Source organism: Pollutimonas subterranea (assembly GCF_002849655.1).
Lineage (GTDB): Bacteria > Pseudomonadota > Gammaproteobacteria > Burkholderiales > Burkholderiaceae_B > Pollutimonas > Pollutimonas subterranea.
Window position 1 is genome coordinate 307,883 of record NZ_PDNW01000003.1, and the last position, 21,549, is coordinate 329,431.

Consider the following 21,549-nt stretch of genomic DNA (forward strand, 5'->3'; position numbering starts at 1 on the left):
GAGCAACCCGCATGCCCGCAATTCGGGGAAGCGGCACTCGACTACATCGGAACCTGCAGCCAGCACAGGCAGAACCGGTTTTCAGGATCCGTCCATACCGCTCCAAACTCGAATCCCGTCTTGGCCGCCATGGTTTGCAAACCGTCGACCGTGTACTTATAGGAACTTTCGGTGTGCAGGGTTTCGCCTTGGGCAAATGAAAAGGCCTGGTTGCAAACCCGGACTCGTTGCGACCGAAGACTCATCAAGTGCATCTCGATGCGCTGCAGCGGCGCGTTGTAGAAGGCACTGTGCGCGAAGGCATCGATATCGAAGTTTGCGTCCAGCTCGCGGTTCGCGCGACTGAGCACATTGCGGTTGAAGGCCGCCGTAACACCTTGGCTATCGTTATACGCAGCATGCAGGATGGCCGGATCCTTGATGAGATCGACGCCAAGCAACAAACCTCCACCCCGTAGGATATGGCGCGCCTGCTTCAAAAACGACAAGGCTTCGGCCGGGCACAGGTTGCCTATGGTCGACCCAGGAAAAAACCCGACCCTGCGATTACTATTGCGGTGCATGGCCGGAAGCCGCAAAGGACCGGTGTAGTCGCCCACGACAGGATGCACGTCCAGCGCCGGATAGCAGTGCTGCAGGGCCCGGGCCGCCGTCGAGAGATGAGTCCCCGAAATATCGATGGGTACGTAGCATCGCGGCGCGTCCATCGCATCCAGAAGCAGGCGTATCTTCTGCAGGGACCCCGCGCCGAACTCCACGATCTCGGCATCCGGCCCCATGAACTCCGCAATTTCAGGGGCATGCCGCTGCAACAATGCTAGTTCGGTGCGCGTCGGATAGTATTCAGGCAATTCGCAGATCCGGTCAAACAGCGCAGAGCCTTGTTCGTCGTAAAAATGCTTGGGCGAAAGACAGCGGGGTCGCGACGAAAGTGCCTTGACCATATCCGTTGAAAAGTCTTCTTCGGGTGGCTTGCCGGCCGCGACACTGAATAGTGCCGTACTGCGATGAGCCTGTTGGCTGATGATCATATATTGTCCCTTGCCAGTCGTAGTCCCGAGAATTGCCAGCGCGCATTCGGGGGAAAAAAATTGCGATAGGTCACCCTTGTATGCCCGGGAGGCGTGGCGAAGCTGCTGCCGCGCAACACCAACTGACCGACCATGAATTTTCCGTTGTATTCGCCCACGGCCCCCGGCGCGGAGCGAAAACCCGGATACGGGTCATAGGATGACCTCGTCCATTGCCAGGCATGCCCGGTTACTTGCGCCATGCGCGGATCGCCGGCAGCCGCTTCCCATTCGAACTCGTTCGGTAGCCGGGCTTGTGCCCATTCGGCGTACGCCGCCGCCTCATAGAAACTGATGTTGGTGACCGGCGCCCATGGATCCAGTGGCCGGACCCCATCCAGGCCGAATATCTCCCAGCCTTCGATTCCGGCGACGACTTCATCAGGCGCCATCCAATATGCCGGCGCCTTCCAACCCTGGGCTTGAACGGTTGCCCACCCATCGGACAGCCATAAGCCGGCCTGCCGGTAACCGCCATCCAGGATGAATTCCGCGTACTCGCCGCAGGTCAGAAGGCGGTCAGCCAGCCGGTAAGGCGACAACAGTACATTGTGCCGCGGTGTTTCATTGTCGAAGGCGAAGTCGTCATCGTCGCCGGTGCCCGCGCATCCGATTCCCACGGTCCCGCCCGGATGGGACAACCATGTCAGTCCATGGGCCGCGCTTATGGACGCGGGGGACAAGGAGTCTTTGTCGCTCCCGGACCGATAGGCGGGCAACAGGGGATTGCAGGAAAGCAAATGGAGGATGTCGGTGAGCAACAGCTCCTGGTGCTGTTGCTCGTGGTTCAAGCCAAGAAGCAGCAAAGGCTTGAGCTGCGGCCAGGCGTCCCCGCGAGCATGCTCGATCAGCTCCTGCATCGCAGCGTCTACGTATCGACGATACTCAATCACCTCGTCAGCGGAAGGACGTGTCAGTAATCCGCGTTGTGGTCTTGGGTGCCGCGACCCCAGGCTTTCATAATAGGAATTGAAGAGGTAGTGATACTGGTCATTGAAAACCTGGTAATGCGGCGAAAAGGGCCGCAACAGCATCGTTTCAAAAAACCAGGTGGTATGGGCCAGATGCCATTTGGTCGGGCTCGCATCGGGCATGGATTGAACGCACTGATCCTCGGCAGACAGGCTGGCTGCGAGCGCAAGGGTATCGTCGCGCACGCGCAGATATTGCCGCAACATGAAGGTGCGCGGCAGGGCGGCCGCTTGCGGCTCGATGGCCGGAAAAGTAGTCACTGACATAGGCGTCTATCGCTTCATCGGCGGCCGGGTCCACGCCGCGTCGCCAGCCGCAGCACGCCATAAGCGATAGCCAGGCCCGCACTGGTCAGGGTCAGGGCACGCCAGCGGGTATTCATATCGGTATAGACGCTGAAGCTGCGCACATGCTTAGTGGATTCGCCTCCTTCCCGCGACACGTCGTCACCGGCGTCCCACAGGGCGTCATGGCGCGGCTGCGCCGGCCGGTCACTGCGCTGGGCGCGGATCATCGAGCGGCCAAGCAACTTGTCGGCGAAAGAAGGCATGCGCTGGCCAAATGCCGAAATGGCCTTGGAGGCGCTGCCGACAAATACGTCGCGCATGGGGTGCTCAGCAGCATAAAGAATGGCTTCCGCCACAACTTTGGCGTCGTAGACTGGAGGAGGTAGTTGCGGCTCGACGTCCAGGTAATTCTTGGCATGTTGGGTAAAACCGGTATCAATCGATGCAGGCTTGATCAGCGTGACTGACACTGGCGCACCATCGGCCTCCAGCTCCATACGCAATGCGTCCGTGAATCCCTTCACGGCATGCTTGGAGGCGGAATACGCACCCTGCAGGGGCACGGCCCGGTCGGAAACTTCGCTGCCCACGTTTATCAATGCACCGCCGGTCTGCCGCAAATGGCTGAGCGCAGTCAGTGAGCCATAGACCACTCCCCAGAAATTCGTTTCGAACAACTGGCGCTGATCGTCGATGGCAACGTCCTCCAGCTTTCCGAAAATGGACACGCCGGCGTTGTTCACCCATGTTTCTATTCCGCCAAAAGCAGTAATGGCGGCATCCAGGATCTTTCGATGGTCTTCCTGTATGCCGACGTCGGCCTTGACCGCGATAGCCTCGGCACCGTCGGCTTTAAGCTCTTCGACCAGGCGATCGAGCGCCGGTTTGTTTCGGCACGCAAGCACGAGTCGGGCGCCGCGCCGCGCGGCCTCGTGTGCCGTGGCCAACCCGATGCCGCTACTGGCGCCGGTAATGACGATAACCTGCTGCTTCAAGGGCTTCAGCGTTGTTTTCAATTCAATTCTCCTTACCGGGGATTAAGCGCCCACGTGTCCGGTCGGTGGGCTGGGGACCTTCTGCGCCAGCAACTGCCGCGCCTGCCTATTTGGGTATGCCATTTGCTTATTCACCCGCGCTGGTCTGCCAGCCTTACTTATAATGAAACGTGTTGGCATAGAGAGACGGTCGGAGCCTTGCCATTATTTGCTTCACCCTGGGAATCGTATGGAAGAATTTATGTCAGAGGTCGCCGCAACGAATCGGCCTAGCGGTAAGCAAGTATCCAGGTTGCGGTACTGGCTGGTCTTATCCATTCTGGCCATCGCAACGGTACTATTGTGCGTCGCCCTCTATACGGTATTGATCGAGCCCGATCGAAAGATGTCTGGAGCGTTATGGGGCGGATCCATGGCGGCCCTGGCCACCGCGCTCGGCACGTTGCCCATACTCTTTTCCTTGAATTTTTCGCAGCGCAGTTACGACAGCATGCTGGGCTTCGGGGCGGGCGTCATGCTGGCCGCCTGCTCTTTTTCATTGATTATCCCGGCGCTGGACGCCGCCGAATCGCAAGGACTGGGACCGTGGGGCGGGAGCGGCATCGTCGCGGGGGGGCTTCTAATCGGTGCGCTGACCCTGCTCCTGATCGACCGCGTGATGCCTCACGAGCATTTCGTAAAGGGCCTCGAAGGGGTACAGGCACGTAAACTCAAACGCGTCTGGTTATTCGTATTGGCCATTTCGCTGCACAATCTGCCGGAAGGACTGGCCATAGGGGTCGGATTCACTGGCCCCGACATATTGGCGGCGCAAGCCTTGGCCATGGGCATCGCCATTCAAGACGTACCGGAGGGCATGGTGGTTGCGTTGGCACTTCGGGGTGTCGGATACAACCGCGGACTTTCAGCCGGGGTGGCCGTCCTGTCGGGATTGGTGGAGCCGCTGGCGGCCGTGGTTGGCGTGGCCATTATCGGGATTTCAGCCTCGCTTCTTCCATGGGGCCTGGCCGCAGCGGCAGGCGCCATGCTTTTTGTCATCAGCCATGAAATCATTCCCGAATCTCACCGGCAAGGCCACGAGTCTGCTGCCACAATAGGCTTGATGCTAGGGTTCGCGCTGATGATGGCCCTGGATACCGCGTTGGGCTAGGGCTTATACATAACCCAAGGCGAGCAATACCAGAAGAATCACAAGCAACAGACCTATCCCACCCGTTGGCGCGTACCCCCAGCTACGACTATGAGGCCAGCTTGGAAGCACCCCAATCAGTATCAAGATAAGTATGATCAATAAAATCGTTCCGACTGTCATATTATTTTCCTTTTTTGGTGACGTTTGATGTTGTGAACTATGCTTGCATACGGAGTGGTCACAGCAATTAACGTTCCCGGACACAGGTACGCCAGTTGCCCATTCGCCTACCAGCGGCCGCATGTCGGCCATCCGCTATCCACCAACACACAGACGTTGCCTATGCCTGCTCTCCGATCGGATCGAACGCTTATGAATTTCCTACTGGCTCTGCTGGTGATCATGGTCATGGCGCCGAGTGGAACCCATGCTGCCGAACCGACGACCCCGCCCGACGCGCAGGCGACATTGACGCCGGCCCAGGCGCGGCACACCTTGTCCATTCTTCAAGACGATGCCAAGCGTGCCGAACTGGAACAGACGCTCAATGCCATCGCTCTGGCTGGCGCCGGGACAGCCCCGGTAGCCGCTGCCACGGTACCAGCCCCTGAAGAGGACGCGCCGGTTGCGCTGACGCAAGGCGGCTTGCTGGATCAACTGCTCGGCGCAATAAGCCAACGGCTGACGGGAGCGGCCGACTGGGTTCGGTCCAGTGGAAGTGCGCTGGGTCAAGTCCGAGATCTTGTGCAAAGGTGGCAGGAGTCCCTGGACACTCCCGAGCAAAAGAAAACGCTGCTGCTTGCCTTGGTGAAAGCAGCGTTCATCCTGGCTGCCGCGCTGTGTACAGAATGGCTGTTGAAGCGTGCATTGAAGCGGGGCCGCGATGTTTTGACTCCCGCAGCAAACAGGACAAGCGACGCTGCGGCAGATGGCAAGCCCCCCGAGGCCGACCGGTATTCAAGCCTGCTGCGCCGTATCCCATACGCCCTCGGTCAATGTGTTCTGAATTTACTGCCGCTGCTCGGCTTCCTCGCGGTCGCCAGCGTGCTGGCCAGCGTCCTGAGCGACCAAGGCTCCATGCTGCATGATGCCACGCTGATTATCGTCGCCGCCTATGTGACAACCCGCCTGGCACTTGCGATCCTGGCCCTGTTCGTATTACCCGGGCACGAAGGCCTGCGCTTGATGCACATAAGCACCGCAAACGCCACGCTTATGTATCGGTGGTTCTCATGGATAGTCGTGATCGCCGTATTCGGTATCGCCCTGGCCAATCTCTTGCTGGAACTCGGGGCAAGCCGTGACCTGCATCAAACCATGTCCAAGTTTGTCGCGCTGATCGTGCACGTGCTTCTCCTGATCATGGTCTGGCGAAACAGGAGATCGACAGCCGCCGCGATTCGGGGCACACCAACCGGTAGCCCGGGCCTGTTCGGAATCAGACGGGTCCTGGCCGATGTCTGGCCCGTCCTTGCTTCAGTTTTTATCGTAGGGGTATGGCTATTGTGGTCAGCCGGGACTCCCGACGGATTTCAACGCCTGGTTCGTTTATTCGCCTGGTCAGCGGTGGTTATCGTAGCCGCCGGTCTGCTTTCAATCTTTATCCTTGGCGTGGTGGACCGCGCATTCAGCCGAGACGAAGAACGCTCGCCCGTGCCAGCCGCGACAACAGAGCGTCCCCGCAATCTATACCGCAGTCTCGTGCACCGCGTCATCTACATCATCATTGCGATCGTCACCGGCCTCGTATTGCTGCAAGTCTGGGGCTTCGATGCCTGGGCCGGATTCAGAGAAGGTTCGGTGGGGCGGCGTCTCGCCTCGGCGGCGATCACTATCGCTATCACTTGCGCGCTGGCCGCGATCGCCTGGGAGAGCTTGAATACGACGATTTCCCGCCGACTTGACCGCTGGCGCGACGCCGGGGAGTTCGCGCGTGCCGCGCGGCTGCGGACATTGGTTCCCATGATACGCACCGCACTGTTCGTGGTGATCGCAATGGTGGTCTTGCTGACGGCCCTCAGTCAGCTGGGTGTGACGGTTGCACCCTTGCTGGCCGGCGCAAGCATCATTGGGGTGGCGCTTGGATTCGGGTCGCAAAAGCTGGTGCAGGACTTCATCACCGGCATCTTCCTCCTCATGGAAAATGCCATGCAAGTGGGGGATTGGGTCACTGTTGCAGGGTTGTCGGGTAGTGTTGAATACCTGTCTATCCGAACCGTCAGGCTGCGTGCCGGCGACGGCGCGCTGCATGTCGTGCCATTCAGCGCCGTATCGACAGTCACCAACACCAACCGTGGCCTGGGCAACGCATCCGTACGGGTCAGTGTTACCGCGGATTCCAATGTGGACGAGGTATTCAATGCGCTCAAGACCGTGGGCGCCGACTTGCGCGCCGATCCAAAGTTCAAGGATCTTATCCTGGCTGACCTCGATATCTGGGGGGTCGATCAAGTGGACGGAAACATGATCACCGTTGCAGGCCAGATACGCACGCTCGACAAGGGCCGATGGCCAGTACAACGGGAATTCAACCGACGTATCTTGCAGTGTTTCCGCGAACGCGATATTCGGCTTGTCAATCCCAAAGAGACGATGGTCGTCAATGCCGGCTAAGTACCCCCAAGTACCGATGGCTCCCAAGCAGGATTAGCGCCATGGACGCCTTGCTGGTTGTAGCCCTGGTCGTCGGCCTGATAGTGCTGATCGACCTCGTACCGAAACTGCGGTTGCGCCACGCAATCCGCTCACCTTTTCCTGACCGGTATGTGGCAATACTGGAGAAGAATTTACCGATCTACCGAAGGTTGCCGGCCGACTTACGTCAGCAACTGCACCGCCTGGTACAACACTTTCTTCATACCAAGGACTTCCATGGCTGCGCCGGCCTGTCGGTCAACGACGAAATGCGGGTGACCATAGCCGGCATAGCATGCCTGCTGTTATTGAATCGCAAAACGCGGGTCTATCCCGAACTGTCGTCGATACTGGTTTATCCGTCCGCCTTTCTTGCGCCCCGTACCGAGATCGACGAGAGTGGGGTAGTCTCATACCATGAGGACGATTTGCTGGGCGAGTCATGGGGAGACGGCCGCGTCGTGCTGGCGTGGGACCATGTAGAGCTGGGCAGCCGCGATTTTACCGATGGCCATAATGTGGTGCTGCATGAATTCGCGCACCAGCTCGATGAGGAATCCGGCGGAGCCGACGGGGCGCCCATGCTGGGAAGCCGCCGTAATTATCAACGCTGGGCATCCGTATTTGCTCATGAATTTGCAAGCCTGCAGGCCATGATAGACCACGATCACGAAACCGTGCTCGACGAATATGGCGCGACGGACCCCGCCGAATTCTTCGCGGTTGCGACGGAAACTTTTTTTGAGAAGCCAAAGGAAATGGCCGATCGGCATGCTGAACTGTACGAAGAGTTAAAAAAGTACTATCGGGTTGATCCGCGCGAATGGGTATAGGTGTCGAGATGAATGATATTTTTGGATTGCAACGCTACGTGGATGCGCAGGATCCCGTCATGAACGACGTCTACGACGAATTGCGTCTAGGTCAAAAACGCAGCCACTGGATGTGGTTCATCTTTCCGCAGATGAGTGGGCTGGGTCACAGCGACATGGCACGAATATTCGCCATTACATCAAAGGAAGAGGGTAGGGCGTACCTGGCTCATCCCTTGTTGGGCAGCAGGTTGCGTGAATGCACCGGATTGGTAAATGCCGTGAACGGTCGAACGATAGAACAGATCTTCGGCCATATCGATGCCATGAAATTTCGCTCCTCCATGACTCTATTCTCGTCTATTGCGCCTGCGGAACCCGTGTTCAACGATGCACTGAAAAAATACTTCGACGGAAAAGCCGACGCCGCCACACTGGCACTGCTTGAACCCGGCGAGCCCAGTTGAAGAGCATCCATGGCGCTCCGCGGCATCCGTACTGATTCCGGCCCATGGTCGGTATTCCTTATTTTTCTGCGCCTGGGACTGACGTCTTTTGGCGGTCCAATAGCTCATCTGAGCTATTTCCACCATGAATTCGTAACCCGCCGCGCTTGGCTGTCCGAGCGCAGCTACGCGGATCTGGTCGCCTTATGCCAGTTCCTGCCCGGCCCGGCGAGCAGCCAGGTCGGTATTGCGCTGGGCTTGTCACGCGGCGGCTATGTCGGAGCCCTGGCCGCCTGGGCTGGTTTCACGCTGCCTTCAGCCATTGCCTTGATTCTATTCGCCCAGGGCCTCGCCATTTATGGCGACGGCATTGCCGCGGGCGCCCTGCATGGCTTGAAAGTGGTCGCTGTCGCCGTGGTTGCACAAGCGGTGTGGGGCATGGCCCGCACCCTATGCCCGGACGTACTGCGTATCACCATCATGGCGGCCGCGGCGTGCGTCTTCGTGCTCGTTCCGTCCGCCTGGGCGCAGGTGGGCACACTGGCCGCGGCGGCGCTTGCCGGGCTGGTCATATTCAAGCCGCAACAAGACAGCCTGCATGACCCATTGCCCATCGCGATCAGCCGGCGCGCCGGCATAATCTCGTTGTCCCTATTTCTTTTGCTGCTGGCCGGACTGCCTGTTTTGGCCAAGACGATGCCGAATCAGACCATAGCGGTGATCGATGCATTCTTTCGCGCGGGATCGCTGGTCTTTGGCGGGGGCCACGTGGTATTGCCCTTGCTGCAAGCCGAGGTCGTGCCTGCCGGATGGATCGGCAACGAAACGTTCCTTTCAGGATACGGCGCCGCGCAAGCGGTACCGGGACCCTTGTTCACGTTCGCAGCATTTGTTGGCGCGTCCATGACAGGGGCTGTGTACGGCTGGATAGGCGGCATGATCTGCTTAGTGGCAATCTTCGCGCCTTCGTTCCTTTTGGTAATAGGCGTGTTGCCGTTCTGGGAACAACTGCGGCGCAACGTTCGCACCCAGGCTGCGCTGATGGGAATCAACGCGGCCGTGGTCGGATTACTGCTGGCCGCGCTTTATCAACCGGTATGGACCAGCGCGATCCATGAACCCCGGGACTTCGGCCTGGGACTGGCCGCATTCGTCGCCCTGATGTACTGGAAGCTCCCGCCCTGGTTGGTGGTCCTGGGCTGCGCAGTCGCCGGGTGGATGTTGAATATAGTGGCGTGAACCGCCACTACGCGCTTATTCAGTCGGCTCCTCATCGATACGCGCCACATGCAGCGTGACGATACGCCGATTGGTCGTTTCCACGACTTCGAAACGAAGGCCATCCAGCTCGATCACCGCCCCGGTTTCAGGAAACTTCTCAAAGCGATCCAGCAAAAATCCCGCAATGGACGTGAACGAATCGTCGTGGCTCAAGACGGCATCCGTCTCTAGCACTTGCGAAAAATAGTGAAGGTCGGTGGCGCCATCTACCCGCCAGCGCCCAGGTCCTATGAGTTGAATGGCTGGCTGCTCGTCCTCGTCGGGAAACTCGCCGGCGATCGCCTCCAGAATATCGATGGGCGTCAACAGACCCTGGATCGTCCCATACTCATCGGCAATCAGGACCAATTGGCCATGCGAAGCCTTGAGCGTTTCCATGGCTTTCAATACGCCCGTCGACTCATGCAGGATAATGGGCCGGCGCATGCTCAAGAGCTGAGTAATATCTTTGCCGTCGATCATATCGGCCATCAAATCCTTGGCCCTAACCACGCCCAGTATGGTGTCCAGCTGGCCGCGGCATACCGGAAAGAAACTATGCGGCGTTTCACGCAGATGGCGCTGTATCGTCGCTATGTCGTCGTTCAGGTCTATCCATGAGATTTCCGTGCGAGGCGTCATGATGGATCGGATCGATCGTTCAGCCAAGGTCAATACGCCGCTCACCATGCTGCGCTCTTCGGCGCCGAATGCCGACTCGTGTACCGGTGCATCGCCCGACGATTCCGATTCCGCCATTTCAGAGCGCTTCCTACTGCCCAGCATGCGCAGCACCGCCTCCGCCGTGCGGTCCCGCAAGGGCATGCGTGCATCGCTTTTAAGTGAGCTTCGCCGTGCAAGCTGGTTGAAAAACTCGATAACAATGGAAAAGCCTATAGCGGCGTAGAGATATCCTTTTGGAATCTTGAAGCCCAGTCCTTCCGCCGTCAGGCTCAAGCCGATCATGAGCAGGAAGCTGAGGCACAATACAACGACGGTAGGGTGCTCATTGACGAACCGCGTCAGCGGCTTGGACGCCCACATCATCATGCCGATGGAGATGATCACAGCGGCCATCATCACCGGAAGTTCGTCCACCATCCCGACAGCCGTGATCACGGCATCCAACGAAAAAACGGCGTCCAGAACCACAATTTGCGTGACCACCACGGCAAACCCCGCATAGGCTTTGCTGGGGCCATGGTGGTGAGGCGTTCCTTCCAGCCGCTCATGAAGCTCCGTGGTGGCTTTGACGAGAAGAAACAGGCCGCCCAGCAGCAGTATCAGGTCTCGTCCCGAGAACGAAAAGGAAAAGACGGAAAACAACGGGGTGGTAAGCGTGACCAGCCAGGACACGATGGTCAATAAGCCCAGGCGCATGATCAGCGCCAAAGACAGGCCTATCAGCCGCGCTTTATCGCGTTGATGCGGGGGCAGCTTGTCGGCCAGGATGGCAATGAAGATCAGATTATCGATCCCCAGCACAATTTCCAGTACGACCAGCGTGAGCAGACCCACCCAAATATTGGGGTCTAAAAACAATTCCATATAAAAATCCAGTAAAAAAAATTGCTGCGAACACGTCAACGTATCCCGGAACGGTAGTCGGGGAAACGTGAGTCAAAACGAATGGCGTGCCAGAAAATAAACGCGCTGCTGAAAGCGGCTAGCGGCTAGCCGCTAGATCACCGGCGGTTTTATGATGGCCAGGAAAACGTCCGAGATAACGGTGTCGATGTAGCGAGGCCGGGAACAAACGGAAAGGTCTCGCCGCGAGCAATCAACATCGGCAATATCGACCGAATCATTGAGGTCGGCGTGGGCGGGTGACGGATTTCCCGGATCCGCTGGCATAGGAGCTTTTACGGACTTCAGGTCGATATGGCCGAGGGCTGGATCGGCGCCGCCGGCGCTGGCATGGGAGGGGCCGGCTATGTACGGCGTTCAAGTCATCGATAGAAGCCGACAGCACTTGCAAGGGAAGAACAAGCAGCAGGAAGAGGACGATAAATCGTCTCATACAGGGAGATTGAAATAATAAGGAGGCCGATTATAGCGCGGGAAACGTGTACGTCGTAGAAGGCTTCGGGGCCAGCTTCACGCGAGGACGCATAAAGTACAGCCGCAGAAGTCACACGAGAACATGCTTTCTTAAAGAAATCGCCGGTGGTGCCGTAAATCAAAAGAGTTTCGCGCGCGGCGAATGCCTGAAAAACTTCACTGGCATTTTGTCCTGTAGAGATCTTTAAGACGAAGCTTATGTGCTGTATCAAGGAATCAGCGTGTCCGACCTTCAATTTTCCGGCTTTTCTAACGATCAGTGCTGTTCATGATGGAGACGAACAAATAATGAACGATGTCGCAGGATTCACAAACATCAGCGACCAGCTGCAGTACGAAAAGCGCCTGTCACAGCTTGAACTGCGCGACGGCCCAACCGGCCTTGCCAATCGAAACCTGTTGACGGAACGAACCAATCAGGCCTTGCTGCAGGCGGAGCGCTACGGCAGAAGCCTGGGGATGCTTTGCATTTGCCTGGATGGCTTCAACGAAGTCAACAACATCCATGCCGGGGACGACGAGCTGCTGAAGCTGGTGGCGCAACAGCTGGTTGCATCAGTGCGCGCCACCGATACCGTTGCAAGGATCACCGCCAACGAGTTCGTGGTGCTTCTGCCGGAAATCGAAGATGCAGACCACGTATTGCTTGTTGCCGCTAAAATCGCCAAGTCACTGGACGAGCTTTCGACCTTGAATGTCGGTACAAGCATAGGCGTCGCACGATACCCGACGGACGGGCAGGATATGCCCGGGCTATTGCGCCACGCCGACGAAGACCGCTTTCGCAACAAGCCCAGACTGCTGAGCAGCGTCTGATCTGTCAATAGCAGAGGGGCGCAAGGCAGCGGCAGCGCAGCGACGCCGGCAATCATGCAGGCTGGGGATTGCTATGGCTCAATGCGTAGCGCCACACGAATATGCCGCGCAATGGCTTCGCAATCATGCGGTTGTAACGCCGCACCCCTATGGGCATCCTCCATATACGCGAGTGCCACTTGTAATGCCGCCGATAGCTGTTCGATCTGTTCGCTCATCTGCCGTGCCTCATCCTGCCGGCCCTGATTGAACGCCTCCACAAGTGAATAAAGACCTCCATAGAGGTACATGTGCCGATGCTCATGGGGCACCGTGCGCCACCACCGGATAAATCCTTCCGGAATATCATCTTCCGATAACCGAGGCCGGCGCCACGTCCCATCGATATGTTCGGTACGCTCCATCATTTGCCTCCCAAAGCGTCAGTGTCAACCAGCCGATGTAGAGGCCAGCTTCCGCTGAACCGAAGGTGCTTCCGGGCGAGGATTTGCGCCGCCTTGATTAGAGTGAAGCATGCTACTGCTCGGCGCGACTACACTGAAAGACCCCAATTGTGCCCGGCCGGCAAGAGGTTTATTCTTTTCTATTCGGAGTGTGCCTTTGCGCGGTGACCGCTGAGATATAAAAGCGAGCGCTTGCAGTAGACATTTGCGGCATTATCCCGGCGAAAATAGGACGAACGCAACCCATGACGTACGCGAATTGCCGGAGCTAACTCCACGACCTCTCGGTTCATCTCCACCCAGACGAGATCGGGGCTAGCGAAGAACGTATCGAATAACGCCAATGTCCCCATGTCGTTGTACTTCATTGGACCTACGCGACACTCAAGCCAGCGGTGTGGCTTGAAAAAGGCACTCAAGGGCCAAAGCTCAACCCGACCTGAGAACGCCTGCACGTTTCCTTGAATGCGCGCACAATTGATCTTGTTTGTGACGTCGCGGCACAAGGAGCCAAGCATGCAAAGCATGACCATAGAGCAGCTACGTGCTGCAAGTGACGCCGGAAGCGTGCCTGACGTGATATTGGCATCACGGTAGGCCAGTTCGACGCGCGCGAATATGACCCGGCCGCTAAGGAACCGGACGCCGGTAACCGGGGCAGGGCCGACGTAATGTGACGGCGGCGCTATACATCATTATCGACTTTGAATTTCCCCGTGTCGGCATCATACGCATCGATCAGAGTGACGCATTGCTCATTTCCCAGCGGGAGTCCATGGGAAATCCATCCGGCACCTTGAAATAGACTGGTCACGAATGGACCATACCGAACCACGACCGCGTCTTGCCTGATTTAGTTGCGGAGGGTGACATGCCAAGCCTGAAAGCTGTAGATGCAAAAGTGATTATGCGTATTTCGGGCTGGCTGCTCACCATGCTGGCCTGCTCACTGGGAACGACCACGTCGGCGCAATCCGGCGTCAGGTTGACCCACGACGATCTTCAGAAGCGCGCCAATGGCGTGCTTGCCTTGATGTCGTTTTCCATCGTTCCAGATATTACGACAAGCTCACTGTCTATCGGCAGCGGTTCGGGCGGGACGCAAGGGTCCAGCGATTTCTTCATGACGCAGCTTGGCGGCGGAGACACGCTCTCCGACACAGTGCCCATCTATCTTGAAGGCGTCTTGGCGGCAAGCCGCTACGATCCTACCTTCGTTGCGACACAGGGTGCCGAAAGACGAAGAATTCCAACAAAATGGAACAGCCTATCTGCTACCGGCGGTATTGGCTGGGACTTCAAGCTTACCGACGAACTGAAGCTGCGGCCGATCTTCAATTTTTCGCTCGGTAACGTCACCAGCGATCTACGAGCGGCGAGCTGGTACGTTGGCCAGCAGACCGGCCGTGATATCAATTTCCTGGATAGGGGATCCCTTAATGCTTACGGGCTGGGTGGGTCGATAATGTTGGACTATGAGCATGTTCGCCCGGGTTATGAAGTGGACGTGGAATTGCGGTATTCCGATATTCGCCTGCAGAGTTTCAATAGTTCAGCGGCAGTCCAGGGCAAGGCGATCGCACAGTCAGCCAACCTCTGGGCGCGCTTCCGGGCGCCTACCGGCATCACCATGCTGCAACGACCGCTACGCTATGTGCTGGAGCTGACCCATTCCGAATTCCTGGGCGACCAGCGAGGCGTGCTGGGCTTCGACCGATTGACTTCGCTGGGTGCAGGCCTGGAGCTGGATTCCAGCGCTTATAACGTTTTCATTACGCGTACGCGACTAGTCGGGCGCTGGGTGTTCGGAACCAATGTCCGTGGTTTTTCGGTGGGCTTGGCCGTGAGCTTTTGAGGAAGCGGTCTACGCGACGGCACGCTACAGCTCTTGATGGCTTTGAGTTCTGGTTCAATATTGTGACGCCGTGATCGGCGCTCCGGCGTCACTTGCCGTAGATTTGCCGCCAACCGGTTCCGACCGTTGCTTGCCTCCCACGGTTCGTGCGCATCCTGCTTGCCTCGCATCACTCGCTGCGACATGTGTTTGCCCACGCGGCTCACGCGATGGCGCTGCGAAGTGGCGCGAATATCACCATCTTTGCCGGGAGTCGGGCGTGGCGGGGCTCGCTGCACTTCAGGTTCTGATAAACAGATAATATCTACACTCGAAGGAGAGAAGCATGACCCAAGCGAAACAACCTGCAGTGAGCCGTTTTCCTATCCCTGAATTGAACGATATGCCCGAGGACATTCGGGAACGGATCCTTGCCGTTCAGGAAAAGTCCGGGTTCATTCCGAACGTTTTCCTGACGCTGGCTCATCGGCCCGATGAGTTTCGTGCGTTCTTCGCCTACCACGATGCGTTGATGGAGACGCCCGGCAACCTGACCAAGGCTGAACGAGAAATGATCGTTGTGGCGACGAGTAACGTTAATCAATGCCAATATTGCGTGGTCGCGCACGGAGCCATCCTGCGCATCCGCGCTAAAAATCCGCTCATCGCCGATCAAGTCGCCACTAACTATCGTAAAGCCGACATCACCGACCGCCAAAAAGCCATGCTGGATTTCGCCATGAAAGTCTCTCAAACCGCGCAGTTGGTTGGCGAGCCTGACTTCGAAACACTGAAGCTGCACGGTTTTACCGAAGACGACATATGGGACATCGCGGGCATTTCGGCATTTTTCGGCATGTCCAACCGCCTGGCAAACGTGACAAGCATGCGTCCCAACGCAGAGTTCTACTTACTTGGCCGGTAGAGCAATGGCCCCTGTACGTAACGCTCGATTCACCGCTGGCCGTTACCATGATTCGAAAAACGCTCAAGAGTTTTGGACCAACACGTTGTCCCGCGTGCGTATCGGAGTGGTTCAACGCGATGGATGAGCGAGACGTCGTTGCCCTTTATCCCTTGAATGCCAGCCATTTTCCGTTGGAACCGGCGGTTCCTTCGATCAAGAACAAACAAGACGTGCACAACAGAACGGAAAATCGCCATGGGGTTTCCGGTTACCTGGACGACAAAGAGGTCGCGAGGCAAATTTATGATGCTCTGGTCTTATAATTCCTAATGGATCATGGCGATATGCAGATGCAGGGTGGTTTAACCCCGCCCCGTGAGCCTCGACCGGTTTGAGTACGGCAGGGGCTTAAAACGGCTGCCTACCAAATCAAACTCTAAGAGAGTACTTAATGAGGAAAATCCTTTCCATTCTGGCTTTGAGCGTACTTCCGACCCTCGCATTGGCTGCAGGTAGCCATGGCGAGGGGCATGGTGCGCCGGCGCATGGCATGCCGGGGCACGACATGGCTACCATGTCGAAGGAACCTTCGCCGACCGGTAAGCCAGGCAATCCAGCTAAAGTTACGCGCATAATCGAGCTGACGATGGACGATACCATGCGATTTACGCCGAGTGACATTCCGGTCAATGCCGGCGAAACCGTTCGTTTTTTTATCAAGAACACGGGCAAAATTGCCCATGAAATGGTGATCGGATCCATTGCCGATCTGAAAGCCCATGCGGCGGAAATGCAAAAAATGCCGGGGATGCATCATACGGAACCGAATATGATCACATTGGCCCCGAGTAAGAGTGGCGGCTTGGTGTGGCAGTTCGATCAGGCGGGCACTGTCGATTTTGCTTGTTTGATCCCTGGTCATATGGAGGCCGGGATGGTCGGCAAGGTAAAGGTCAGTTGAGTGATCACATGTCACAGAAAAAACTGATCTTTGGGATGATTGGCGTCGCCATAGTGGGTATTGCGGCCATTCTTTACAGCACAATACGGCTATCTGCCCCGACATTCATCGACCCTGCTGATCAAGCCCTCGTCCTGCAGGGCAGGGCGATCTATACGAACAATTGCGCAGCATGCCATGGTGAAGCCCTGCAAGGGCAGCCGAACTGGCGCGAGCGTATGTCCAACGGTAGATTGCCCGCACCGCCGCACGACAAGACAGGCCACACTTGGCACCATCCCGATGCGATGTTGGTCGATATGATTAAAAACGGCCTGGTTCCTGGAAAGACCGCGCCTCTTGGGTATGTAAGCGACATGCCGGCGTACCGTGACATCCTAAGCGACCAAAACATCGTCGCCGTGCTGGCTTATATCAAGAGTGCCTGGCCCCCTAAAGTCTTAGAGGCACAGAAGGAAGTAACTTTGCAACGACAGAACTAAGTCATCGGTGAAGGAGGGTCGGATTCTACATCTCCCCGCATCTAAATGTGGCAAGTTCGTTCGGAAAGGGCGCGCAAAATCCCACATGAGCTGGTGGGCGCCGTGCTCGCGCATTGTTGGCGCAACACCACCAGATGCCCCTTTAATTGCATCAACTCGTCGACGCGCACCTCCACCGCTCGGATGTGTTCATCAAGCAAGGCGTTTACGTCGCCACAATCCTCAGTAGGTGTATCGCGGTACCGGAGCAACGTTCGCACCTCGTCCAACGCCATGTCAAGCGTACGGCAGTGCCGGATAAATCGCAGGCGTTCAATGTGTTCCTCGCCATACAAACGATAATTGCCATCGCTGCGAGAAGGCTCGGGCAGCAAGCCCTCCTTTTCATAATACCGAATGGTTTCCACCGTGGACTCTGTACGTTTGGCAAGCTCACCGATCTTTATTGGCATGATGGCCTCTATTGTTCATAACACTAAAGTTACTATAAGCTTGTGCGACCAAGAAATCAAGGTTTTGGCCTATCGCGGATGGAATCAAAGCGCTTGACAGTGAAGCCACTAGAGGCTTTTTAATGGCTGCATTCGAAGGAGAAATTCTTATGCGGTTTCATATCGAGGACATGACATGCGGCGGTTGCGCCGGCAATGTCGTCAAAGCCATCCAGTCAGTCGATCCGAGCGCGAAAGTTATCACCGATCCGCCGACGCGCAGCGTGCAAGTCACCTCGTCAGCGACAAGGGTACAGCTTGAAATAGCCTTGTGCCAGGCGGGTTACCCACCGCGTGGCAGTGATGCTCCGATCGCCAAAAGCGTGGTTTCCGCTCCTGCCCACGAAATGCCTCCAGGCCTCTCCATGCAGGTACAGGGCATGGATTGCGCAAGTTGCGTCGGCAAGATTGAAACGGCTTTAGCACGGATGCCCGGCGTTTCCGATATTCGACTGAACTTTGCGACAGAGAGACTGGAACTGACACTTGCGCCCGAGTCTCCTACCCGGATTGATGATATCGAAAAAACCATCAAGAGCCTGGGCTTTGGCGTATCGGCCAGCACAAGCCAAAAGGCCACGCCAGGCATCGGTACGGATGATCAAGACGCAGGACCCCGCCCGCATTGGTGGCAAACTAAAAGGGGCAAGCAGGTAGTCGGCCTCGGCATCTTGATGGCCGCCGCCTACGCTATCGCGCTGTACTTCCCGAATTACGGGGCCTGGGTGTTTGCGGCAGCCGTGATTGTCGGCGTCTTTCCTTTTGTACGTAAAGCGCTTGCACTGGCCAGGTCTGGCTCTCCCTTTTCGATCGAAACGCTGATGTCCGTGGCCGCGCTTGGCGCACTGGTCATTGGTGAGGCCGAAGAGGCGGTGGCCGTGGTATTTCTGTTCTCGGTCGGCGAGTTGCTGGAGAGCGTCGCTGCCGACCGCGCCCGTGCCGGCATCAGAGCTTTGGCGTCACTGGTTCCGAAAACGGCTGTTCTAATCGATCCACAAGGAGGGCAACGCAAGGTCCTCGCATCCTCGTTGGACGTAAATGACCATGTGCTCGTGCGTCCTGGCGACCGGGTGTCCGCCGATGGCGTGATTATCCAAGGCGCGTCCAGCCTTGACGAGTCGCCCATCACAGGCGAGTCCATACCTCTCGCGAAGACGGAAGGCGATAATGTATTCGCGGGTTCGATCAACGTCGATGGGGTGCTCCAGATTCGAGTAGAAAAGCCCGCGGCCGACAACACGATTTCGCGCATCATCCATCTGGTTGAACAGGCGCAGGCCTCCAAGGCGCCCACCGCTCGTTTCATCGAGCGGTTCAGCCGTTACTACACGCCGGCCGTGATGGCTATTGCCGCGCTGATCGTGCTTGTTCCGCCGCTGACAATGGGGGCAGACTGGGAAACGTGGCTTTATCGTGGTCTGGCGCTGTTGCTTATTGCCTGCCCCTGCGCACTCGTGCTGTCTACGCCGGCGGCTATCGCTTCGGGCTTGGCTGTCGGGACGCGCCGCGGGCTACTCATCAAGGGCGGCAATGCCTTGGAAACCATTGGTCGGGTAAGTACGATTGCGTTTGACAAGACAGGCACCCTGACCGAAGGCAAGCCCCGCGTCACTGACGTGGTTGCCTTTACATCGGGGCGCGAGGACGAGATTTTGGCGCTCGCCGCAAGCGTAGAATCCGGTTCGAATCACCCGCTAGCCAAAGCCATTGTGAGCCATGCCGAAGCCGCCAACAGCCTTATCCCCGCTGCCTCGCATGCCTACGCCACCGCGGGTAAAGCGGTACATGCAAGCGTAGCTGGCCGCCAATTGGCCATTGGGTCGCCGATTTACGCCGCCCAAGCAGCGGCCCTGACACGAGGGCAACACGCACGCATCGAAGCGCTGCAACATGACGGAAAAACCGTTTCCGTTCTACTGGACGAACAGACCCGTGAAGTGCTTGGACTGGTGGCGCTACGCGATGAGCCAAGACAGGACGCACAAGAAGGCGTGGCCAAACTCAAAGCGATGGGCGTGCGCTCAGTCATGCTCACCGGCGATAACCGCCTGACCGCCCAAGCCATCGCCGGCCATTTGGGCATGGAATGGGAAGCCGAACTCCTGCCTCAGGATAAGCTGCGCCTGATCAATGAAATGAAGCGCAGCGCCAAGGTGGCCATGGTGGGTGATGGCATCAACGATGCACCGGCGCTGGCAACGGCCGATGTCGGCATCGCGATGGGGGGGGGCACCGACGTGGCGATCGAAACGGCCGACGCGGCGCTGCTTAAAAGCCGCGTTACGGATCTAGCCCACCTAGTCGCGCTTTCACGCGCAACGATGGCAAATATTCATCAGAACGTAATTTTTGCGCTCGGTTTGAAGGGCATATTCCTAATTACCACTGTGCTGGGCATTACCGGCTTGTGGGTCGCCGTCATGGCTGATACGGGCGCGACGGCAATTGTCACGCTCAATGCATTACGTCTGCTGCGTTTCAAGGGAGCGGCGGCGACAAAGCACCATCAGTTGCCCATACAGCCGGCAAGGGCATCGTAAAAAAAAGTAGGCTGGGGATCCTCTATATCCTCCCGACGATCAAGGCCCAGGATCAGTATGACTACGGTTTCGCGATGGACACGCCTAAGAAGCAGATCGATGAATCGACATTCCGCGGTTTATTGAACAGGGCGAGTACGTCGTACTGCTGGGTTCGTCCGGCGTCGGGAAATAGATGTGACTTTACATAATATACATTATGCGTATTATGTCGCTAAGATTTCGGTTCAGATCCGGCTATTATCCCAACGCTCGAAACCAACTTGTAAGTCCGGATCAGGTAATAATGTCGAGCAATGTTGCCACCAGCGCTCCGAACTAAAGTCGGCAAGGTTCGGTAAGTAAAGTCGGCAAGTTGATGCAAGGCATCCTCTTAACAACTTTACTTCCAAAACGGAATGGCCAAAATAAAGCTCGGTCGGATAGCTCCAAACTAAATTCCGGATCTTTCTTGAACTAAATTCGGGTCTTGATGCGCTACACCTCTACCGCAATTTAGCTCCGTAACGACACCGGGAATCCAGCTGGCCTCTTCATTTGGTTCTCTGATGTAAACCTTTGACGCTGCATACCATTAAAAGCCTATTCATGCTCAGAACGAATTTGGACGCGAGCTAAAGTTGTACCTCTATGTCCTACTATCGTAATTGGCTGTGGAATCGCCAATAATCACGTTCGTTCAGGCCTCGTCAGCGGCGTTCAACTGGTCGGAAGTAAATCGGTCGGCACAAGAATGGTCATCGCACAATCTCCTACACGCCGCCGCATTGCCGCACACGTTAAAAGTTATACCAACGAGGTGTAACTTGGGTATAACGCAGCCAGGCCTAATTTGACGTACTGGTGGCAATCGGAAAGCATCTCCTTGCCGTGAAAAACCGAATCCTACTTGCTCTTGGGGGGTTGGGCCGATTGGTACTACGACTACTACACGTTAAGTCGAACGAAGAGAAAATTGGCTAATGCCCCGGAGTTAACCGTCATCAGGCCAGGTCGACTTTCATCTCGGAAACAGGAACTATCGCCTGACCGCGCTTATGAAGAATGTCGGCTAGGTCTGCGACTCGCCGCTTTTTCGGCCCCAGTTTGAGCGTATCACTTCAAAGCTGGTGCCCGATGGCAGTTTTATGCTTAACGGCACAAGTTCTAAAGAGAATGGTACTTACTTAGCGCCCGAGAAGTTGAGGTCGTACGGCCAAGTGACTGATTAAACAGGAGGGCGGGCCGTCCCAAGGCTTGGTAGGATGGGAGTTCTCACACAACCGTCCATCTCGCCAAAGGTCAGCCCACCATGAATCGTAACGCTCGAAGCCGTCAGCAGCAACACCGCAAGGGAATTGAGCGGCGAGTACGTTCGACCGAAGCGGTGGAGTTTTTCAACATTCTGACCGATGAGGCGCTGCTCG

20 protein-coding genes are annotated in these 21,549 nt (G+C 57.0%); 12 read left to right on the forward strand and 8 right to left on the reverse strand.

Annotation, left to right across the window (positions count from 1 at the left end; translation table 11 throughout):
* Positions 1 to 41 precede the first annotated feature (41 nt).
* The 3 genes from egtD to CR159_RS05765 are packed head-to-tail and all read right to left on the reverse strand — an operon-like array spanning position 42 to position 3,345.
* Positions 42 to 1,031 carry an L-histidine N(alpha)-methyltransferase gene (gene egtD / locus CR159_RS05755; RefSeq protein ID WP_102073045.1) on the reverse strand — a complete coding sequence of 330 codons (990 nt, stop codon included), beginning with the start codon at positions 1,029 to 1,031 and terminating at the stop codon, positions 42 to 44.
* Positions 1,028 to 2,308, reverse strand: coding sequence for an ergothioneine biosynthesis protein EgtB (egtB, locus tag CR159_RS05760; RefSeq protein WP_199173243.1), 1,281 nt, complete (start codon positions 2,306 to 2,308; stop codon positions 1,028 to 1,030). Before egtB ends, egtD begins: the two co-directional genes overlap by 4 nt.
* 14 nt (positions 2,309 to 2,322) lie before the next feature.
* Positions 2,323 to 3,345, reverse strand: coding sequence for an SDR family oxidoreductase (locus tag CR159_RS05765; RefSeq protein WP_102073046.1), 1,023 nt, complete (start codon positions 3,343 to 3,345; stop codon positions 2,323 to 2,325).
* A 220-nt stretch (positions 3,346 to 3,565) separates the two neighbouring features.
* Between CR159_RS05765 and CR159_RS05770 the strand changes: the two genes are divergently transcribed.
* Positions 3,566 to 4,474 carry a ZIP family metal transporter gene (locus CR159_RS05770; RefSeq protein ID WP_439650492.1) on the forward strand — a complete coding sequence of 303 codons (909 nt, stop codon included), beginning with the start codon at positions 3,566 to 3,568 and terminating at the stop codon, positions 4,472 to 4,474.
* A 3-nt stretch (positions 4,475 to 4,477) separates the two neighbouring features.
* Here the strand turns inward: CR159_RS05770 and CR159_RS05775 are convergent, their stop codons facing one another.
* The gene (locus CR159_RS05775) at positions 4,478 to 4,636 is read right to left on the reverse strand and encodes a DUF3309 family protein (RefSeq protein WP_102073048.1); all 159 of its coding nucleotides are present in this window, start codon (positions 4,634 to 4,636) and stop codon (positions 4,478 to 4,480) included.
* 192 nt (positions 4,637 to 4,828) lie between these two features.
* Here CR159_RS05775 and CR159_RS05780 point away from each other — a divergent pair, with 192 nt between their 5' ends.
* The 4 genes from CR159_RS05780 to chrA are packed head-to-tail and all read left to right on the forward strand — an operon-like array spanning position 4,829 to position 9,587.
* The gene (locus tag CR159_RS05780; RefSeq protein ID WP_158238506.1) at positions 4,829 to 7,069 is read left to right on the forward strand and encodes a mechanosensitive ion channel domain-containing protein; all 2,241 of its coding nucleotides are present in this window, start codon (positions 4,829 to 4,831) and stop codon (positions 7,067 to 7,069) included.
* Between the two features lie 41 nt (positions 7,070 to 7,110).
* Positions 7,111 to 7,923 carry a M90 family metallopeptidase gene (locus tag CR159_RS05785; protein ID WP_102073050.1) on the forward strand — a complete coding sequence of 271 codons (813 nt, stop codon included), beginning with the start codon at positions 7,111 to 7,113 and terminating at the stop codon, positions 7,921 to 7,923.
* 8 nt (positions 7,924 to 7,931) lie between these two features.
* On the forward strand, positions 7,932 to 8,369 hold the full coding sequence (locus tag CR159_RS05790) for a DUF1810 domain-containing protein (protein ID WP_102073079.1): 438 nt from the start codon (positions 7,932 to 7,934) through the stop codon (positions 8,367 to 8,369).
* Positions 8,370 to 8,378: 9 nt separating this feature from the next.
* Entirely contained in the window at positions 8,379 to 9,587 is a 1,209-nt protein-coding gene (gene chrA, locus CR159_RS05795) for a chromate efflux transporter (RefSeq protein ID WP_102073051.1), read from the forward strand.
* Between the two features lie 15 nt (positions 9,588 to 9,602).
* Here the strand turns inward: chrA and CR159_RS05800 are convergent, their stop codons facing one another.
* Positions 9,603 to 11,156 carry a TerC family protein gene (locus CR159_RS05800; RefSeq protein WP_102073052.1) on the reverse strand — a complete coding sequence of 518 codons (1,554 nt, stop codon included), beginning with the start codon at positions 11,154 to 11,156 and terminating at the stop codon, positions 9,603 to 9,605.
* 401 nt (positions 11,157 to 11,557) lie between these two features.
* A complete protein-coding gene (locus CR159_RS21405; RefSeq protein WP_143705444.1) occupies positions 11,558 to 11,881 on the reverse strand; it encodes a hypothetical protein in 324 nt (107 codons plus the stop codon).
* A gap of 76 nt (positions 11,882 to 11,957) precedes the next feature.
* Between CR159_RS21405 and CR159_RS05805 the strand changes: the two genes are divergently transcribed.
* The gene (locus tag CR159_RS05805) at positions 11,958 to 12,485 is read left to right on the forward strand and encodes a GGDEF domain-containing protein (RefSeq protein WP_158238507.1); all 528 of its coding nucleotides are present in this window, start codon (positions 11,958 to 11,960) and stop codon (positions 12,483 to 12,485) included.
* Between the two features lie 71 nt (positions 12,486 to 12,556).
* Here CR159_RS05805 and CR159_RS05810 read toward each other — a convergent pair whose 3' ends face one another.
* Positions 12,557 to 12,892: a hypothetical protein gene (locus tag CR159_RS05810; RefSeq protein WP_143705445.1), complete on the reverse strand. Its 336-nt coding sequence runs from the start codon at positions 12,890 to 12,892 to the stop codon at positions 12,557 to 12,559.
* Positions 12,893 to 13,835: 943 nt separating this feature from the next.
* Here CR159_RS05810 and CR159_RS05815 point away from each other — a divergent pair.
* The 5 genes from CR159_RS05815 to CR159_RS05835 all read left to right on the forward strand — a co-directional run bounded on the left by CR159_RS05815 (position 13,836) and on the right by CR159_RS05835 (position 17,112).
* Entirely contained in the window at positions 13,836 to 14,783 is a 948-nt protein-coding gene (locus tag CR159_RS05815) for a hypothetical protein (RefSeq protein WP_102073080.1), read from the forward strand.
* Positions 14,784 to 15,108: 325 nt separating this feature from the next.
* Positions 15,109 to 15,687, forward strand: coding sequence for a peroxidase-related enzyme (locus CR159_RS05820; RefSeq protein ID WP_102073055.1), 579 nt, complete (start codon positions 15,109 to 15,111; stop codon positions 15,685 to 15,687).
* A 47-nt stretch (positions 15,688 to 15,734) separates the two neighbouring features.
* Positions 15,735 to 15,992, forward strand: coding sequence for a hypothetical protein (locus CR159_RS21545; RefSeq protein ID WP_158238508.1), 258 nt, complete (start codon positions 15,735 to 15,737; stop codon positions 15,990 to 15,992).
* Positions 15,993 to 16,120: 128 nt separating this feature from the next.
* Positions 16,121 to 16,630 carry a cupredoxin domain-containing protein gene (locus CR159_RS05830; protein WP_102073057.1) on the forward strand — a complete coding sequence of 170 codons (510 nt, stop codon included), beginning with the start codon at positions 16,121 to 16,123 and terminating at the stop codon, positions 16,628 to 16,630.
* Between the two features lie 8 nt (positions 16,631 to 16,638).
* Positions 16,639 to 17,112 carry a c-type cytochrome gene (locus CR159_RS05835; protein ID WP_143705446.1) on the forward strand — a complete coding sequence of 158 codons (474 nt, stop codon included), beginning with the start codon at positions 16,639 to 16,641 and terminating at the stop codon, positions 17,110 to 17,112.
* 41 nt (positions 17,113 to 17,153) lie between these two features.
* Here CR159_RS05835 and cadR read toward each other — a convergent pair whose 3' ends face one another.
* On the reverse strand, positions 17,154 to 17,564 hold the full coding sequence (gene cadR / locus CR159_RS05840; protein ID WP_102073058.1) for a Cd(II)/Pb(II)-responsive transcriptional regulator: 411 nt from the start codon (positions 17,562 to 17,564) through the stop codon (positions 17,154 to 17,156).
* 122 nt (positions 17,565 to 17,686) lie between these two features.
* Between cadR and CR159_RS05845 the strand changes: the two genes are divergently transcribed.
* Positions 17,687 to 20,143 (forward strand): heavy metal translocating P-type ATPase, encoded by a 2,457-nt coding sequence (locus CR159_RS05845; RefSeq protein WP_233208184.1) that lies wholly within the window; start codon positions 17,687 to 17,689, stop codon positions 20,141 to 20,143.
* Positions 20,144 to 21,549: the final 1,406 nt, after the last annotated feature.

Bases quoted from the DNA above. Each gene is read 5' to 3' on its own strand.
- egtD (WP_102073045.1), bottom strand. From the start codon at position 1,031: ATGATCATCAGCCAACAGGCTCATCGCAGTACGGCACTATTCAGTGTC.
- egtB (WP_199173243.1), bottom strand. From the start codon at position 2,308: ATGTCAGTGACTACTTTTCCGGCCATCGAGCCGCAAGCGGCCGCCCTG.
- CR159_RS05770 (WP_439650492.1), top strand. From the start codon at position 3,566: ATGTCAGAGGTCGCCGCAACGAATCGGCCTAGCGGTAAGCAAGTATCC.
- CR159_RS05775 (WP_102073048.1), bottom strand. From the start codon at position 4,636: ATGACAGTCGGAACGATTTTATTGATCATACTTATCTTGATACTGATT.
- CR159_RS05780 (WP_158238506.1), top strand. From the start codon at position 4,829: ATGAATTTCCTACTGGCTCTGCTGGTGATCATGGTCATGGCGCCGAGT.
- CR159_RS05785 (WP_102073050.1), top strand. From the start codon at position 7,111: ATGGACGCCTTGCTGGTTGTAGCCCTGGTCGTCGGCCTGATAGTGCTG.
- CR159_RS05790 (WP_102073079.1), top strand. From the start codon at position 7,932: ATGAATGATATTTTTGGATTGCAACGCTACGTGGATGCGCAGGATCCC.
- chrA (WP_102073051.1), top strand. From the start codon at position 8,379: ATGGCGCTCCGCGGCATCCGTACTGATTCCGGCCCATGGTCGGTATTC.
- CR159_RS05800 (WP_102073052.1), bottom strand. From the start codon at position 11,156: ATGGAATTGTTTTTAGACCCCAATATTTGGGTGGGTCTGCTCACGCTG.
- CR159_RS05805 (WP_158238507.1), top strand. From the start codon at position 11,958: ATGAACGATGTCGCAGGATTCACAAACATCAGCGACCAGCTGCAGTAC.
- CR159_RS05810 (WP_143705445.1), bottom strand. From the start codon at position 12,892: ATGATGGAGCGTACCGAACATATCGATGGGACGTGGCGCCGGCCTCGG.
- CR159_RS05815 (WP_102073080.1), top strand. From the start codon at position 13,836: ATGCGTATTTCGGGCTGGCTGCTCACCATGCTGGCCTGCTCACTGGGA.
- CR159_RS05820 (WP_102073055.1), top strand. From the start codon at position 15,109: ATGACCCAAGCGAAACAACCTGCAGTGAGCCGTTTTCCTATCCCTGAA.
- CR159_RS21545 (WP_158238508.1), top strand. From the start codon at position 15,735: ATGATTCGAAAAACGCTCAAGAGTTTTGGACCAACACGTTGTCCCGCG.
- CR159_RS05830 (WP_102073057.1), top strand. From the start codon at position 16,121: ATGAGGAAAATCCTTTCCATTCTGGCTTTGAGCGTACTTCCGACCCTC.
- CR159_RS05835 (WP_143705446.1), top strand. From the start codon at position 16,639: ATGTCACAGAAAAAACTGATCTTTGGGATGATTGGCGTCGCCATAGTG.
- cadR (WP_102073058.1), bottom strand. From the start codon at position 17,564: ATGCCAATAAAGATCGGTGAGCTTGCCAAACGTACAGAGTCCACGGTG.
- CR159_RS05845 (WP_233208184.1), top strand. From the start codon at position 17,687: ATGGCTGCATTCGAAGGAGAAATTCTTATGCGGTTTCATATCGAGGAC.